This is a genomic window from Mesorhizobium sp. BH1-1-5 (assembly GCF_020165615.1).
GTDB lineage: Bacteria > Pseudomonadota > Alphaproteobacteria > Rhizobiales > Rhizobiaceae > Mesorhizobium.
The window spans coordinates 185,072-200,577 of the sequence record NZ_JAIUIM010000012.1 but is presented as its reverse complement, the minus strand read 5'-3'; the positions used below and the strand labels follow the sequence as shown (position 1 = coordinate 200,577).

13 protein-coding genes and 1 pseudogene are annotated in these 15,506 nt (G+C 65.7%); 13 read left to right on the top strand and 1 reads right to left on the bottom strand.

The genetic code is table 11. The annotated features are described in order from the left end of the window. Positions 1-17: 17 nt before the first annotated feature. The 9 genes from LB572_RS18120 (at position 18) to LB572_RS18080 (ending at position 12,063) form a co-directional block, all read left to right on the top strand. Positions 18-1,358: a metal-dependent hydrolase family protein gene (locus LB572_RS18120; RefSeq protein ID WP_224668652.1), complete on the top strand. Its 1,341-nt coding sequence runs from the start codon at positions 18-20 to the stop codon at positions 1,356-1,358. Continuing rightward, positions 1,355-2,404 carry a branched-chain amino acid ABC transporter permease gene (locus LB572_RS18115; protein ID WP_224668651.1) on the top strand — a complete coding sequence of 350 codons (1,050 nt, stop codon included), beginning with the start codon at positions 1,355-1,357 and terminating at the stop codon, positions 2,402-2,404. Before LB572_RS18120 ends, LB572_RS18115 begins: the two co-directional genes overlap by 4 nt. Continuing rightward, positions 2,401-3,429, top strand: coding sequence for a branched-chain amino acid ABC transporter permease (locus LB572_RS18110; protein ID WP_224668650.1), 1,029 nt, complete (start codon positions 2,401-2,403; stop codon positions 3,427-3,429). Before LB572_RS18115 ends, LB572_RS18110 begins: the two co-directional genes overlap by 4 nt. Before the next feature lie 51 nt (positions 3,430-3,480). Next, complete coding sequence (locus LB572_RS18105; protein WP_140802205.1) at positions 3,481-4,722, top strand: ABC transporter substrate-binding protein; 1,242 nt, start codon at positions 3,481-3,483, stop codon at positions 4,720-4,722. Between the two features lie 23 nt (positions 4,723-4,745). Then, positions 4,746-5,531 (top strand): ABC transporter ATP-binding protein, encoded by a 786-nt coding sequence (locus LB572_RS18100; RefSeq protein ID WP_140802206.1) that lies wholly within the window; start codon positions 4,746-4,748, stop codon positions 5,529-5,531. Continuing rightward, entirely contained in the window at positions 5,524-7,743 is a 2,220-nt protein-coding gene (locus tag LB572_RS18095) for an ABC transporter permease (RefSeq protein ID WP_224668649.1), read from the top strand. Before LB572_RS18100 ends, LB572_RS18095 begins: the two co-directional genes overlap by 8 nt. A gap of 89 nt (positions 7,744-7,832) precedes the next feature. Beyond that, positions 7,833-10,019, top strand: a complete 2,187-nt coding sequence (locus LB572_RS18090; protein ID WP_224668648.1) for a flotillin family protein — start codon at positions 7,833-7,835, stop codon at positions 10,017-10,019. 66 nt (positions 10,020-10,085) lie between these two features. Further along, positions 10,086-10,523 (top strand): SRPBCC family protein, encoded by a 438-nt coding sequence (locus LB572_RS18085; RefSeq protein WP_224668647.1) that lies wholly within the window; start codon positions 10,086-10,088, stop codon positions 10,521-10,523. A 10-nt stretch (positions 10,524-10,533) separates the two neighbouring features. Further along, entirely contained in the window at positions 10,534-12,063 is a 1,530-nt protein-coding gene (locus LB572_RS18080) for an SRPBCC family protein (protein ID WP_224668646.1), read from the top strand. Positions 12,064-12,071: 8 nt separating this feature from the next. On the opposite strand, the gene LB572_RS18075 is transcribed toward LB572_RS18080, so the two are convergent. Further along, positions 12,072-12,959, bottom strand: a complete 888-nt coding sequence (locus tag LB572_RS18075; protein ID WP_224668645.1) for a polysaccharide deacetylase family protein — start codon at positions 12,957-12,959, stop codon at positions 12,072-12,074. 45 nt (positions 12,960-13,004) lie between these two features. Here LB572_RS18075 and LB572_RS34730 point away from each other — a divergent pair. The 4 genes and pseudogenes from LB572_RS34730 to LB572_RS18060 form a co-directional block, all read left to right on the top strand. After that, a pseudogene (locus LB572_RS34730) lies at positions 13,005-13,484 on the top strand (SDR family NAD(P)-dependent oxidoreductase); the annotation flags it as partial. Positions 13,485-13,512: 28 nt separating this feature from the next. Then, positions 13,513-13,800, top strand: coding sequence for an SDR family NAD(P)-dependent oxidoreductase (locus LB572_RS34725; protein ID WP_412033574.1), 288 nt, complete (start codon positions 13,513-13,515; stop codon positions 13,798-13,800). Continuing rightward, positions 13,797-14,531 carry an SDR family oxidoreductase gene (locus LB572_RS34720; RefSeq protein WP_224668644.1) on the top strand — a complete coding sequence of 245 codons (735 nt, stop codon included), beginning with the start codon at positions 13,797-13,799 and terminating at the stop codon, positions 14,529-14,531. Before LB572_RS34725 ends, LB572_RS34720 begins: the two co-directional genes overlap by 4 nt. Further along, positions 14,528-15,436 carry a MurR/RpiR family transcriptional regulator gene (locus tag LB572_RS18060; protein ID WP_140802214.1) on the top strand — a complete coding sequence of 303 codons (909 nt, stop codon included), beginning with the start codon at positions 14,528-14,530 and terminating at the stop codon, positions 15,434-15,436. The genes LB572_RS34720 and LB572_RS18060 overlap by 4 nt, the downstream gene beginning before the upstream one ends. The last annotated feature ends 70 nt before the right edge of the window (positions 15,437-15,506 follow it).

The following is a 15,506-nucleotide window of genomic DNA, read 5'->3' as shown; positions in this document are numbered from 1 at the left end:
AAGTTGGGAGGCTTGTTATGGCAGACGAAAACTGGGCCGGAAACGGGTCGGGAAGCACGCTCTTCACCAATGTGCGCGTGCTCGACGCATCAGGTGAATACCCCTACACCGGCGAGGTGCTGGTGCAGGGCAACCGCATCAAGCAGATCACCAAGGGCTCGTCTCGCTTCGGCTCCTCGTCGTCGTCTTCCTACAACGGCGGCGCGCCGGGGGGCGCAACCGTGATCGACGGCATGGGCGCGACGCTGATGCCCGGCATGATCGACGCGCATCTGCATCTGTCCTGGAACAACGCGCCCGGCATCGATCCCATCCAGATGATGGAGATCGAGGAGCACATGCTGGTCACCATGGAGATGGCCAAGCTGGTGCTCGACGCCGGCTTCACCGCCGGCCGGGGCGCGGCCGCCGCCAAGCCGCGGCTCGACGTCGTCGCCAAGAAATTCATCAACCAGGGCCGGTTTCCAGGCCCGCGTTACCTCGCGGCCGGGCCTGAGATCACCACGGTCGGCGGCCTCGGCGATTCCGCGCCCTCGCATATTCCGCATGAGGGCCTCAATCTCGGCATCGTCGTCTCCGGCCCGGAGGAGATCCGCCGCACGGTGCGCCAGCTGATCAAATACGGCGTCGATTCCATCAAGCTCAACCTCTCCGGCGAGAGCATCACCGGCATGGGCGCGGAAGAGACCCCGATGTCCGAGGAAGAGGTCGCGATGGCCGCTTCCGAGGCGCGCTGCCGCAACAAGGTGCTGTCGGCGCATGCGCGCTCGTCCGGCTCGGTCAAGCAGTGCGTCCGCCACGGCATCCAGAACATCTACCACGCTTCCTTCGCCGACGAGGAAGCGCTCGACATGCTCGAGGCGGTCAAGGACAAGCATTTCGTCGCGCCGGGCATCGCCTGGCTGATCAACACCGCGCGTTACGCGGAGCAATGGGGCATCAAGCCCGGCTCGCCGCTGTCGCTCGAATATGAGCGCGAGCTCGAAATGTGCATCGACACGATGAAGAAGATGCACCGGCGCGGCATTCGTGTGTGCATCGGCGGCGACTACGGCTTCGCCTGGACGCCGCAAGGCACCAACGCCAAGGACATCCAGACCTTCGTCGAGATGCTCGGCTTCTCGCCGATGGAGGCGATCCAGGCCGGCACCAAATATGGCGGCCAGATCATGAACATGGGCGATGAGCTCGGCCTGATCAAGGAAGGCTACCTTGCCGACATCCTTTTGATCGACGGCGATCCGATTTCGGATGTGCGCATCCTGCAGGACAAGAACCGCATCCTCGCCATCATGAAGGACGGCAAGTTCCACAAGGCGCCGCGCATGAACGAGCAGCGCCGGCGGCTGACCGCATGAGCATTCTCGACCAGCCATCGTCCGCTTCGCTGTCGGGCGGCGGCGTGACGCGCCGCCAGGTCTGGGGCCTTGTCGGCCTGTTGGCCGCGGCGATCGTCGCCTGGCTGGTCTTCGCTATCTGGCCCGCCTGGCTGAATGCGATCCTGATCTCTAAGAAGGCGTTCGTCAGCGCCATCCTCAACGGCCTGACGCTCGCCGGCCTCTATTTCCTGGTCGCCAGCGGGTTCACCCTGATCTTCGGCCTGATGCGCAACATCAACCTGGCGCACGGCTCGCTCTACCTGCTCGGCGCCTATATCGGCTACGAGGTCACCAGCCGCACCGGCTACTGGCTGCTCGGCGTCGCCGCCGGCTTCGTCGTCATGGCCATCATCGGCGTCGTCATGCAGGTTTTCGTCTTCCGCCGCCTGGAGGGCGACGACCTCAGGCAGACCCTGGTCACCATCGGCATCTCGATCGTCGCCGCCGACCTTATGCTGGCGGTCTGGGCCGGAGGCACCTACCAGATCGCGACGCCGGAATGGCTCGACGGCGCCCTGACCTTGCCCGTCATCACCGCGGTGCGCTCGAACGGCGCCTCGGTCTTCCTGACCTATCCGCTTTACCGCGTGGTCGTGCTGGCCGCGGCGATCGTCATCGGGGTCGGGCTGTGGCTGATGCTCAACAAGACGCGCGTCGGCATGATGATCCGCGCCGGCGTCGACGACCGCGCCATGCTGTCGGCTTCGGGTGTCAATGTGCATGCGGTGTTCGCCATCGTCTTTGCGGTCGGCGCCGGGCTTGCGGGTTTCGCCGGCGTCGTCGGCGGGTCGGCGCTCTCGGTCGCGCCGGGCGAGGACGTGCGCTATCTGCTCGCCTCGCTGGTGGTGGTCATCGTCGGCGGCATGGGCTCCATCACAGGCGCGGCGATCGGAGCGCTGCTCATTGGCCTCGCCGAGCAGATCGGCCTCGTCTACTTCCCGACCTATGGCGTGGTGCTGACCTTCGTCATCATGGTGATGACGCTGGCGGTGCGGCCGCAAGGCATCATGGGGAAGGCGCGATGAGCCTGGCCACAGCCGCCGACGGCGCGGCGCCGCAGCAGAACTGGCTGGACAGGATCGGCGCGGGTCACGTCATCCTGGCCGTCGCGCTCCTTCTCTATCCGCTGGTGGCATCGGATTTCTTCCTGACGCAGATCGCCGGCTATTCGATGATCTTCGGCGTGCTGGCGCTGTCGCTGATGCTGCTGGCCGGCTATGGCGGAATGCTCAGCCTGGCCCAGATCACGGTCGCGGGCATCGCCGCCTATGCCGTCGCCATCCTCGGCAGCAACACTTCCAACGTGCTCGGCTTCGGCTGGCCGTGGTGGATCGTCGTCCCCTTCGCGGTCGCCGCGGCAGCGGTGACATCGGCGCTGATCGGCTGGATCTCGGTGCGCACGGAAGGCATCTACACGCTCATGATCACGCTGGCGATCGCGACGGCGACCTTCTACTTCGCCCAGCAGAACTACGCGATCTTCAACGGCCATTCCGGCTATGCCGGTATCCACGCGCCGGTGTTCTGGGGCATCGACTGGCGGGATCCGAAACCCTTCTATTTCCTCTGTCTCGGCCTTGCGATGCTGTCCTACGCGGCGGTGCTCTACGGCTCCCGCTCCACCTTCGGCATGACCTTGCAGGCGATCCGCGACAACCCGCGAAGGATGCGGGCGCTGGGCTACCATGTCACCGCGCACAAGGTCTTCGCCTGGTTCCTGGCCGGCATCCTCGCCGGGCTCGCCGGCGTGCTTCTGGTCTGGTTCAACGGACGCGTCTCGCCCGGCACGATCGGTGTCGACGTGGCGATCGACATCCTGATCATCGCCGTCATCGGCGGCCTGCGCCACCCGATCGGGCCGTTCGTCGGCGCGATCGTCGTCATACTGATGCAGACCTTCGCCATCGACATCGTCGGCGCCGAGCGTTTCAACACGCTGATCGGGCTGGTGTTCCTGGCGATCGTCTTCGTCTCGCCGGATGGAATTCTTGGGTTGTGGGGGAGGATCAAGCCACATCTTGCCCAGGGATCCTTGCGCGCCGGCCCCTAGCGGCTGGCGCGGATGAACGACTGCTGACCAATCAAACGGGAGGAACCGAAAATGCACAGACGTACACTTCTGGCCCTGGCGCTGTTCACCGGGCTGACCGCGCCTTCGATGGCGCTCGCCGCCGACGACACGATCAAGATCGGCCTGCTCGCCACTTTCGAGGGACCGTTCACGGTGCTCGGCGAGGACGGCGAACGCGGCGCCATGACGGCGGTCGCCGAGACCAACGGCACCGTCGCCGGCAAGAAGATCGAGATCGTCAAGGGCTCGTCCGACGCCTCGCCCGACAGCGCCGTGCGCGCCGCGCGCAAGCTGGTCGAGCAAGACGGCGTGAAGGTGCTGGTCGGCCCGCTTTCGGGAGATGAAGGCCTCGCCGTCAAGGATTACGCCAAGACCAAGCCCGACGTGACGTTCATCAACGGAACCTCGGCCGCGCAGGACACGACGCTGCGCAATCCGGCCGAGAACTTCTTCCGCTTCTCCACCGACGGCGCGCAGTGGATGGCAGGCCTCGGCACCTATGCCTTCAACGAGAAGGGCTACAAGAAGGTCGCCACCGTCGCCGAGGATTATTCCTTCCCCTACACGCAGGTCTTCGGCTTCATGGCCGAATTCTGCAAGGCCGGCGGGCACGTGCCGTCGAAATCCTGGGTGCCGATCGGCAACAAGGACTTCTCCTCCGTCATCGCGGCGATCCCCGAGGATGTCGACGCCATCTATGTGGCGCTCGGCGGCGCCGACGCCGTCAACTTCCTGACCCAGTACCAGCAGGCCGGCGGGTCGGCTCCGCTGATCGGCGGCTCGATCACCGTCGACCAGACCGTGCTGACCTCCAAAGGCAAGCTGCGCGACGTGCTCAAGGGCACGCCCTCGGCTGGACCGACGGCCGATACCAATGACGCGCCGGCATGGAAGGCGTTCGTCGACGCCTACAAGAAGCAGCCGGGCGCCTTCCCCTCGCCGTCGCTCTTCGCCCATGGCTATTATGTGAACATGAAGGCGACGCTGCTGGCGCTCGACCAGGTCGGCGGCGACGTCTCCGACGGCGGCAAGAAGTTGCGCGAGGCCTTGTCGAAGCTGTCCTTCGACACGCCGACCGGCAAGGTGTCGCTCGACAAGAACCGCAATGCCGTCGCCGACATCTTCCTGACCGAGGTCACCGAAGGTTCGGACGGCAATCTCCTGAACAAGCTGGTCAAGGTCGTGCCGCAGGTCAATCAGACGCTCGGCATTCCCGAAGACGAGTTCATGAAGCTCGGGGCGGTCAACCGCGACAATCCGAGCTGCCCATAACAGCACCTGCAAGAGCATCGTCAGTGACCGAAAACCTGGCCGCGAACCGTCTGCAGAGCTCCGGTGCCTACGCGCTGGAGCTCGATGGCGTTGCGCGGCATTTCGGAGCGCTGGTGGCGCTTTCGGGCATCGACATGAGGATCGCGGCCGGCGAGCGGCGCGCGGTCCTCGGCTCCAACGGCGCCGGCAAGACCACCCTGTTCAACGCCGTGACCGGCGACTTCCTGCCCACCGCCGGCCGCATCCGCTTCTTCGGCGAGGACATCACCGACCTGCCGCCGCATGAGCGCATCCGCCGCGGCCTGCGCCGCACCTATCAGATCTCGCAACTGTTCAAGGGACTGTCGGTCCTCGATTCCATCTTTCTCGCCTGCCGGGGCGTCTCGCGCCGGCGGTTTTCGCTGTTGAGGCCCGCCGACGACGACGTCAACATGGTACAGGCGCGATCGATACTCGAGGCCGTTCATCTCGAAGCCCATCGCGACGCACTGGTGGCGACGCTCAGCCACGGCCAGCAGCGCCAGCTCGAAATCGCGCTGGCGCTCGCCGGCGCGCCGCGCTTCATACTGTTCGACGAGCCGGCGGCTGGTCTTTCGCCGACCGAGCGGCGCGACCTCGTCGCCATCCTCAACGCGCTGCCCAAGCATATCGGTTTCATTATCATCGAGCACGATCTCGACGTCGCCCTGCGCGTGGCGGACTACGTGTCGATGATGCACAATGGGCACCTGTTCAAGGAAGGCACGCCGCAGGAAATCGAGGCCGATCCGGAGGTCCAACAGATCTATCTCGGAGGCAAGCATGGCTGAACGCTCCGCCGGCAAAAGCGCCAGGGCGGTGCTGAAGATAGAAGACCTGCAGGTCTTCTATGGCGAAAGCCATGCGCTGCAGGGGATTTCGCTGACGCTGGAGAGCGGCGTGCTTTCCGTGGTCGGCCGCAACGGCATGGGCAAGTCGACGCTGTGCAACACCATCGTCGGATTGAAACGCGCGCGTTCCGGCTCGATCCGCTTCGACGGCCGCGAGATCACCGCGCTCGAGCCGCACGAGATCCACCGTCTCGGCATCGGTTATGTCCCGCAGGGGCGGCGCGTCTGGCCGAGCCTGACGGTCGACGAGCATCTGCGGCTTGCCGCCGGCAACCGGCGTGACGCCGCCTGGACGGTCGAGCGCGTCTACCAGACCTTTCCGCGCCTAGCGGAGCGGCGGCACAATGGCGGGTCACAACTGTCGGGGGGCGAGCAGCAGATGCTCGCCATCTCGCGCGCGCTGCTCAGCGAGCCGAAGCTCCTGGTGATGGACGAGCCGACCGAGGGCCTGGCGCCGATCATCGTCGAGCAGGTCGAAAAGATGCTGGTCAACCTTGCCGCGGAAGGCGAGATGGCGGTGCTCGTCATCGAGCAGAATATCGGGGTGGCGACCGCCGTCTCCAGCCAGGTCGCGATCATGGTCAATGGCCGGATCAACCGGCTGATGGACGCGGCCGCGCTCGCCGCCGACCGCGACCTGCAGCAGCGGCTGCTCGGCGTCGGACGCCACGCCGAGGAAGCGCCTGTCACGCCGACGGAAGCGGCGCAGGCAAAGGAGCAACTGGCGGCCGTCTATCGCGTGGACCGCGCGGCCGCCGGATCCATCGAACCGGCGGGGGGCGATGGCGTCTACCGGCCCGTCACCCAATTGCCCAACCGCTGGAACGTGCCTGTCACCGAACTGAGGCAGGCGGCCGTCGACAAGACCGCGCCCCAGGACGACCCGAGGAAGGTCTTCGCCATACCTTTCGCCGAGCGCATCGGCAAAACCGTGCTGGTCGTCGGTACCTTCGACACCAAGGGCAAGGAATTGCGCTTCGTCGCCGATCGGCTGAAGTCGCTCGGGCTGCCTGTCCGCACCGTCGACCTGTCGACATCGGGAAAGCCGTCCAGCGCGGACGTGCCCGCCATGCAGGTGGCCGGCATGCACATGCGCGGATCCTCAGCCGTGTTCACCGACGATCGCGGCGGCTCGGTCAGCGCCATGGCAGAGGCTTTCGCGCGGTGGATCGAGCGCGAGCCGCGCATCGGCGGCGTCATCTCGGCGGGCGGCTCCGGTAGCACCACGCTGGCGACATCGGGCATGCGGGTCCTGCCGGTCGGCATCCCAAAGCTGATGGTCTCGACGGTGGCCGCGGGCGACGTCGCCAAATATGTCGGCGGCGCCGACATCATGATGTTCCATTCGGTCGCCGACGTTCAGGGGCTGAACTCCATCACCGAGCAGGTGCTGTCCAACGCCGCCCACGCCATGGCCGGCATGGTCGCGCAATTGCCCAATGCGGAGGCGTGGGACGCCAGACGCAAGCTGGCGCGCCCTGCCCTCGGCATCACCATGTTCGGCGTCACCACGCCGGCGGTGCAAGCGGTGACGAAGCGGCTTGAAGCCGATTATGACTGCCTCGTCTTCCACGCCACCGGTATCGGCGGGCGCGCCATGGAGAATCTCGGCGATTCCCGGTTGCTGTCGGCCTTCCTCGACCTCACCACGACCGAAGTGGCCGACATGATCGTCGGCGGCGTCTTCCCGGCGACCGAGGATCGTTTCGGGGCGGCGATCCGCACAAGGCTGCCCTATGTCGGTTCGGCCGGCGCGCTCGACATGGTCAATTTCGGCCCGCGCGAGACGGTGCCGGAGAAGTTCCGCGGCCGCAAATTCGTCATCCACAATCCCAACGTCACGCTGATGCGCACCACCCGCGACGAGAACCGCGCCTTCGGCGAATGGATCGGCGGGCGGCTCAACGCCATGGACGGGCCGGTGCGCTTCCTGCTGCCCGAGGGCGGCGTTTCGCTGCTCGACGCGCCCGGCCAGCCCTTTCACGATCCGGAAGCCGACAACGCATTGTTCGAAGCGATCGAGAAGACCGTTCGGCGGACGCCGCAACGCCATGTCGAGCGGGTGCGCGCCAACATCAACGACACGCCTTTCATCGACGCGGTGATCAGCGCTTTCCACGCGATCGGCCCAAAGCTGCAGAGGCGGGCATGAACAGTTGGACTTTACCGGACGGCGGACGGATCTTCGAAATTGGTGCCGGGCGCCTGGCACTGACCGGATTGTGTAGGGGAGAATAAATCATGGACGCGCAGAGCTTTGGCGCCTTCCTGTTGTGGCTGATCGTTGCCGCGGTCGTCGTGGTGATCGCCGTCTACATCCTGCGGTGGCTCTATCGCCGCTCAACCAAGGAGACGGCGTTCGTGCGCACCGGCTTCCTGGGGGAGAAGGTGGTGGTCAATGGCGGCGCCTTCGTCATTCCGGTGCTGCATGAGATCACTCCGGTCAACATGGGTGTGCTGCGCATCGAGGTTCGCCGCGAGGACGCACTGGCGCTGATCACCAGGAACCGCATGCGCGTCGACCTCATCGCCGAGTTCTTCGTGCGCGTCGGCGCGAGTCGCGAGTTCGTCGCCGCCGCGGCGCAGACACTCGGCCGCCGCACGCTGCAACCCGACAGCCTGCGCGAATTGCTGGAAGGCAAGTTCGCCGGCGCCATGCGCACCGTCGCCGCGCAGATGACGCTGGAAGAAATGCACGAGCTGCGCGGCGACTATGCCAACAAGGTCCAGGCCCTTGCTTCGGATTCGCTGGCCGCCAACGGGCTCGAGCTGGAAAGTGTCGCCATCGTCGACCTCGACCAGACCAGCCTCGAATATTTCGATCCGTCCAACGCCTTCGATGCCGAAGGCCTGACGCAGCTGACGGAGTCCATCGAGACCAGACGCCGCATGCGCAACGAGATCGAGCAGCGCACTCTCGTCGACATCCGCAACCAGAACCTCGACACGCAGCGCAAGGTGCTGGAGATCGAGCGCGACACCGAATATGCGCGCCTGGAGCAGGAGCGCGAAGTCGAGATCCGTCGCGCGGCGCAGCGCTCCGAGCTCGCCAGGGAGCGCGCCGTGCGCGACCAGGAGGCCGAACAGGCGCAGCTTTCCGCGCGCGAGGCGGTGGAGAAATCGCGTCTCGCCCAGGAGCGGAGCATCACAGAGGAACGCATCCGTAGCGAGGAGGACACGCAGCGCCGCGAGATCGCGCGCCGCCGCGCGCTCGACGAGGCCGAGATGAAGATGCGCGAATTGACCGAGCGCGAGCAGATCGCGCTCGGACTCTCGCTGGAGAAGGCGCGCATCGAACGCGAAGGCGCGCAGAGCGGGCTTGAGATCGAACGCAAGAAGTCGCTCGAGATCGCCGAACTCGAACGCCAGATCGCGCTGGCCGAAAAGGCGCTTGAAGTGACCAGGGCGGAGGCGGAGAAGCGCCGCGCCGAGATCGTCGAGAACCAGGCGACCGAGACCGCGAGGATCGAGCAGGAACGCGCCGTCGATGAGGTGCGGATCGACAGGGAGCGCCATCTCGAAGCCTTGCAGATCGCCAAGCGCCAGGCCTTCGAGGAAGCCGAGATCTCGGCCGGCGAAGAGGTCGAGCGGGCCCGCATCACCACCGAGCGCGGCATCGAGGAGGCTCGTCTCATCAAGGAGCGAGACATTCGCCAGCTCGGCGTCGACCGCGATCAGAAGATCGAGATCGCTGAAATCCAGAAGGCTATCGACATCGCCAAGAAGACGCAGGAACGCTCCTCCGCCATCGCCGCTTCGGAAGCCGTTCGCGCCAAGGCCATCCAGGCCGAGGAACAGGCTTTGACCGCCCGCGAGCGCGAGATCGCCGAGCGCCGCAAGCTGACCGACCTGATCGCCGCCCAACGCGAGGCGGAGCGCGAGGCCCTTCGTGTGACGGCCGCCGCCGAAGCCGAGATGAAGGCCGCGAAGAGCCTGGCGGAGGCGCAGAAGATCGCGGCCGTCGCCGCCGCGGAATCGGAAAAGATCCACGCGCTTGCCGCGGCCCAGCGCTACGAAGTCGACGCGACCGGCCACCGGCAGATCAACGAAGCCGAGAACCTTCTCTCCAGCGAGGCGCGCGCCGGCCGCCTGCGCGGCAAATTGCTGGATCACATGGAAGGCATCATCCGCGAGAGCGTCAAGCCGATGGAGAAGATCGACGGCATCAAGATCCTGCATGTCGACGGCATCAATGGCGGGCCTGGCGGTAACCGCAACGTCACCGACGAGGTGATCGATTCGGCGCTGCGCTACCGAGTGCAGGCGCCGATGATCGACAATTTGATGAAGGAGATCGGCATCGAGGGCGGTTCGCTCGGACGGATGACCGACGTACTGCGCGACGCCAAGGACATTTCGAATCTCGCCCGCGACAAGAAGGGCAAGGGCAAGACCGCCAAGGACGACGATGACGACCGCGACCATTGACGAGATGTCCGCAAGGTCGTTTCCCGAGGGCGGACGACTCCGTAGTTATCTCGGCGGTCGCCCGGCATGACCAAGGTCTATGTCTCCTCGGTCATCCCGGCCCCGGCCGCGGACGTCTGGAAGGTCGTGCGCGACTTCAATGGCTTGCCGGGCTGGGCGCCTTTCGTGGCCGAAAGCCGCATCGAGCAGAACGCGCATGCCGACCGGATCGGCTGCATCCGCAGTTTCACGCTCAAGGACGGCGGACGCATCCGCGAGCGACTGCTGGCGCTGTCGGACTACGACCTCTCCTGCAGCTATGCGATCCTGGAGAGCCCGATGCAGGTGGAGAACTATGTCGCCACTCTGTCGCTGACGCCGATAACCGACGGCAATCTGACCCTGGCAGAGTGGCAGGCCGAGTTCGACTGCGCGCCCGGGCGCGAGGCGGCGCTGACGCAGCAGATCGGCAGCGGCGTGTTCCAGGCCGCGCTGACGGCGCTGAAGCAGCGCTTCGGACGCTGACCCGCCGCGAATGGTCCAGGTTCGCCAGAGCACGATCATCGATGCCCCGATCGAGGAGGTCTGGGCGATCCTGCGCGACTTCAACGGCCACGACCGCTGGCACCCGGCCATCGCGGCGAGCGAGATCGACGGCGGCGAGCCGGCCGACACGGTCGGCGCCGTTCGCCATTTCCGCCTGGCCGACGGCGGGGAATTGCGCGAGCAGCTTCTGGCGCTCTCCGACAAGGAGCGCCGGCTGAGCTACTGCCTGCTCGAGGCGCCGCTGCCGTTGATGGGCTATGTCGCATCGATACGGCTGAAGCCGGTGACCGACGGCAACGCCACCTTCTGGGAATGGCGCTCTGAATTCGATCCACCGGCGCATCGCCGCGACGAACTGGTGAAGCTGGTCGCCGAAGACATCTATCGCGCCGGCTTTGCCGCGATCCGCACTCTCCTCGCACGCCGCGACGCCGCCATGCCGGCCGAGGCAAGGCCGGCCATCATGCCGTCGAGGCCGACAGGCGCCGCACCCATTTCGATCCCCGCGCGGGCGATCCTCGCACCGTCCCTCGACACGCGAGAAACGACGCGCGCGATTCTTGTTGAGCGCTATGGCGGACCGGAAGTGCTGGAGCTGAAGGAAATCGCATTGCCGCCGCCTGCGCCCAGCGAGGTGCGGGTCCGCCACACGGCGATCGGCGTCAACTTCATCGACGTCTATTGCCGCACCGGCTTCTTCGATCTGCTGCGGCTGCCCGGCGTTCCAGGCATGGAGGCGGCAGGTGTCATCGAGGCGGTTGGTTCGGCGATCTCCGGCCTGTCGATCGGCGATCGCGTGGCCTATGCCTGCCCGCCGGTCGGCGCCTATGCCGAGCGCCGCAACATGGTGCCCGATCTGTTGGTGCGCCTGTCGGACGACATATCGGACGAAACCGCCGCCGCGAGCCTGCTCAAGGGCGTGGCGGCCAGTTTTCTCCTGCACGACGTCCATGCCGTCAGACCGGGTGAAGTCGTGCTCATCCACGCCGCCGCCGGAGGCATCGGCCAGTTGCTGGTGCAATGGGCACGACATCTCGGCGCAACTGTGATCGCAACCGTGTCGAGCGACGACAAGGCGCGCATCGTCGAAGGTCTCGGCGCGCATCGCGTCATCGTCTATTCGCGCGAGGATTTCGCGGAGGCGGTCATGCGGCTCACAAACGGCGCCGGCACGGATGTCGTCTATGATGCCGTCGGCGCCGACACGTTCGGCGGCTCGCTCGCCGCGCTCGCCGTGCGCGGCCATCTCGTCAGCTTCGGCCAGGCATCGGGACCGATCGGCAACTGGGACGTCGGCCGTTTCGCCTCCAAGTCCATCACCGTTTCGCGGCCCAATTACGGGCACTATACCGACGCGCCCGAGAAGCTCGCGCCGCACGTCGACCGCTTTTTTGCGGCATTGCGCCAGCGCGCCGTCAGGGTCGGGCAGCCTGCGTCCTACGATCTGGCCCAGGCCGCGGACGCCCATCGGGACCTGGAAGCCCGCAGGACCAGCGGAGCACTCGTCCTGTTGCCGTAGCCAGCCGGTCAGAGCGATGAGAAGCTGTTGACGCCGGTGCGCATCGGGTTTTCCGACTTCCACTTTTCGAGCGGGTTCTCCGATTTCCATTCGGCGGCATAAGCGCCGAGCGTGGTGAAATGCACGCCCGCGCAGGCCTTCATGCGCTGGATCAGCCGGTCGAGCATCATGATGCGGTGGCCGCGGCCGATGAATTCGGGATGCATGGTGAGCGTGTAGATGCCGCCCTTGCAGTTCTGAAGCGCATACTGGAAGTCATCCCACCAGATTTCCTCGATGTCGCGCGGATTCGAATAGCCCTGGTTCCAGCCGGCGACGACCTCGAAGGCCGGGTAGTCGTCCAGCCCCCAGGTCACGGGAAGCTCGACGATATCGGTCGCAGGGCCGAATTTGTAGGGCTCGTCCAGGCCCCACTTGTCGTGCTTGCGCAGATAGTAGGGATGAAAATCATGCGCCATGCAGCTCGAATCGTAGAGGAAGCCGAACTCTTCCAGGAGTTCGACTGTGTTCTCGCTGAAATCCCAGGCGGGAGAACGGTAGCCGGCCGGGCTGATGTCGAGCTTTCGGTAGGCGGCGAGGCCATTCTCGATGATGCGGCGCTCATCGTCCCTGCCGAACTTAGCTGGGTTCTCATGCACCCAGCCGTGATGGCCGAATTCGTGGCCGTCGTCGCGGATCGCCCGGACGAGATCCGGGAAAGCCAGGATGTTGTGGCCGGGAATGCAGAAGGTTCCGGGAATGTCGTGCTTCTTCAGGAGCGAAAGCACGCGCGGCGTCGCTACCACCGTGAACTCGCCGCGCGACACCATGGAGGGATTGCGGCTTTCCATGGTCCCGATCCACGCCGAAGGGCCGTCGACGTCGAAAGTGAGGGCCACCGAGAGGTCGTTTTTCATGGCTTTGCGGCTCCCGGAAGGAAATGTTGAATTTCTGATATTTTGATGCAAACTATGGAAATATGTAAAAAATTCAAGACTGCTTTTCCGAGGAGATCCGAGATGCGATTCAAAGGCAAGCGCGCCGTCGTCACCGGCGCGGCGAGCGGCTTGGGCCTGGCCACGGCGCAGAGGCTTCGCGCCGAAGGCGCCGATGTGCTCTCCGTCGATCGCAATGCCGATCTGGCCGACGCCATGGCCACGCCCAGGCTGCTGATCGACATCGCATCGAAGGAGGCACCGGAAGCGATCGTGCGGACAGCGATGGATAAGCTCGGCGGCATCGACTTCCTGGTCAACAATGCCGGCCTTGGCCGTCTCATCACGCTCGAGGAGAGCGACGACGACTATATCGACGACACCATGGCCATCAATCTGCGCGCCACGATCCGCCTCACGCGCGAAGCGCTGCGCGTGATCAGCCGGCCGGGCGGCTCGATCGTCAACATCGCGTCGATCTTCGGCGAGGTTGGCTTCCCGCGCTCGGTGATCTACGGGCACGACCAAGGGCGCGATCGCGCAGTTCACCCGCAACGTTGCGGCGGACGTCACCCAGCATGGCATCCGCGTCAATGCGATCGCGCCGGGGCTCATCGAAACGCCGAGCAATCGCGAATTCGTCCAGAACGACCCCTGGTACAAGCGCAACATGATCGACACCATCCCGGCCCGCCGCAGCGGCCAGCCGCCGGAAATCGCTTCGGTCGTCGCCTTTCTCTGCTCGGACGATGCGTCCTATGTCAGCGGCCAGGTGCTGGCCGTCGACGGCGGCTGGCTCGGCACGCGCGGGGTTTACGCATGAGCGGCGAACGGGGCGAGCTTGAAGGCCGCGTCGCCATCGTCACCGGCGCCGCCGGCGGGATGGGCGACGCGATAACCCAGGCTTTTCTGGCGGCAGGATGCCGCGTCGTGGCCACCGACCTGAAGCCGCAGCAGCTTCCCGAAGCCGGCGACGCCCTGTCGCGCCTGTCGCATGACGCATCGAGCGAAAGCGACTGGCACATAGTCGTCGCGGAAGCGGTCGGCCGCTTCGGGCGGATCGATATCCTGGTCAACAACGCCGCTTATTTCGAGCCTGCATCCTTCGTCGACACGTCGGCAGCGGACATGGATGCGCATTACCGGGTGAACCAGCGCGGCGTGCTGATCGGCATGCAGGCGGTCCTGCCCGCCATGCGATCGGCGGGACGCGGGACGATCGTCAACATCTGCTCGGTGGCGGCGCTCAGCGGCTCGACCGGAGCCTTCGCCTATATGTCGACCAAATGGGCGATCCGCGGCATGAGCCGGGCGGCCGCGCGCGAGCTCGCCCCACTCGGCATCCGCGTGAACGCCATCATGCCGGGGCTGATCGACACGGCGATGATGGCGTGCAACCCGCCGGAGCGGAATGCCGGCATCATCGGCGCCATCCCCGCCGGCCGCGCGGGACGATCCGAAGAAGTCGCCGAGGCAGCACTTTATCTCGCGAGCGACCGCTCCGCCTATCTGACGGGCTCAGAGATCGTCGTCGACGGGGGCCTCTCCGCATGAGGATCCGGGAGCGCCTGACGAGCGAGGATTTCGTCTTCACCAATTCGGAGAAGAAGGTCGTCCGCGAGCTCCTCAACAACTATCCCTCCGCCGCGCTGGTCTCGGCATCGCATCTGGCGCGCTGCGCCGGCGTCAGCGATCCGACGGTGGCGCGGCTCGCCAACAAACTTGGCTACGAGCGCTTCGCCGACATGCAGCAGGCACTGCTCGACGAGGTGGCGTCCCACCTCAATTCACCGATGACGATGCTGTCTTCGTCGAGCCGGTCGCTCGGCAGCCGCGAGGTCTGGCAAGGCTACCTGCAGGCCGTGGCCCGCGACCTTGGCGTGATGGAGCGGGAAATCCTCCCGGCCCAGTTCGCCGATGCGGTCGACCTGATCAGCGACCCCAAGCTGCGCCTGAGTTGCCTTGGCGGCCGCGTCAGCGGCTTCCTCGCGGCGATGCTGCAATGGCATTTGCAGCAGATCCGGCCCGGCGTGCAATTGTTGACCCACGACCGATCGCAACTTGCGGACCGGCTCGTGGATTTCGGCAAGCGCGACCTTCTGGTCGTCTTTGACATCAGGCGCTACGAGATCGACGTCGTGCAGTTTGCGGAAGCCGCCGCGGGGCGCGGGGCGCAGATTGTCCTCTTCACCGATCGCTGGCGGTCCCCCATCGCGCAAAGGGCGACGATCGTCTTTTCGGCGCCGGTCGAAACCGTGTCGCCTTTCGATACGATGACGCCGTCGCTCGCGCTGATGGAAGCGCTGATCGCGGCCGTCGCCCGCAAGCACGGCGATTCCTTCGCCAAGCGGATGGAGCGCATCGAAGCGACGCGCGCGCCCTACAATATCACCGTCGACCAGAAACCGCTCGCGACCGCCACGCCAAGCCGCCGCGGTCGCAAGCCGAAAGGGGTTTAGGGCGTTTCACCGTTTTACGAAAACGGCGAAACGCCCTATCTCTTGTTTTGACGCAATTCCGGACGGAAAA

What these genes read in the sequence shown, in the direction of transcription:
- LB572_RS18120 (WP_224668652.1), top strand. Translation starts at nt 18, where the DNA reads ATGGCAGACGAAAACTGGGCCGGAAACGGGTCGGGAAGCACGCTCTTC.
- LB572_RS18115 (WP_224668651.1), top strand. Translation starts at nt 1,355, where the DNA reads ATGAGCATTCTCGACCAGCCATCGTCCGCTTCGCTGTCGGGCGGCGGC.
- LB572_RS18110 (WP_224668650.1), top strand. Translation starts at nt 2,401, where the DNA reads ATGAGCCTGGCCACAGCCGCCGACGGCGCGGCGCCGCAGCAGAACTGG.
- LB572_RS18105 (WP_140802205.1), top strand. Translation starts at nt 3,481, where the DNA reads ATGCACAGACGTACACTTCTGGCCCTGGCGCTGTTCACCGGGCTGACC.
- LB572_RS18095 (WP_224668649.1), top strand. Translation starts at nt 5,524, where the DNA reads ATGGCTGAACGCTCCGCCGGCAAAAGCGCCAGGGCGGTGCTGAAGATA.
- LB572_RS18090 (WP_224668648.1), top strand. Translation starts at nt 7,833, where the DNA reads ATGGACGCGCAGAGCTTTGGCGCCTTCCTGTTGTGGCTGATCGTTGCC.
- LB572_RS18085 (WP_224668647.1), top strand. Translation starts at nt 10,086, where the DNA reads ATGACCAAGGTCTATGTCTCCTCGGTCATCCCGGCCCCGGCCGCGGAC.
- LB572_RS18080 (WP_224668646.1), top strand. Translation starts at nt 10,534, where the DNA reads ATGGTCCAGGTTCGCCAGAGCACGATCATCGATGCCCCGATCGAGGAG.
- LB572_RS18075 (WP_224668645.1), bottom strand. Translation starts at nt 12,959, where the DNA reads ATGAAAAACGACCTCTCGGTGGCCCTCACTTTCGACGTCGACGGCCCT.
- LB572_RS34720 (WP_224668644.1), top strand. Translation starts at nt 13,797, where the DNA reads ATGAGCGGCGAACGGGGCGAGCTTGAAGGCCGCGTCGCCATCGTCACC.
- LB572_RS18060 (WP_140802214.1), top strand. Translation starts at nt 14,528, where the DNA reads ATGAGGATCCGGGAGCGCCTGACGAGCGAGGATTTCGTCTTCACCAAT.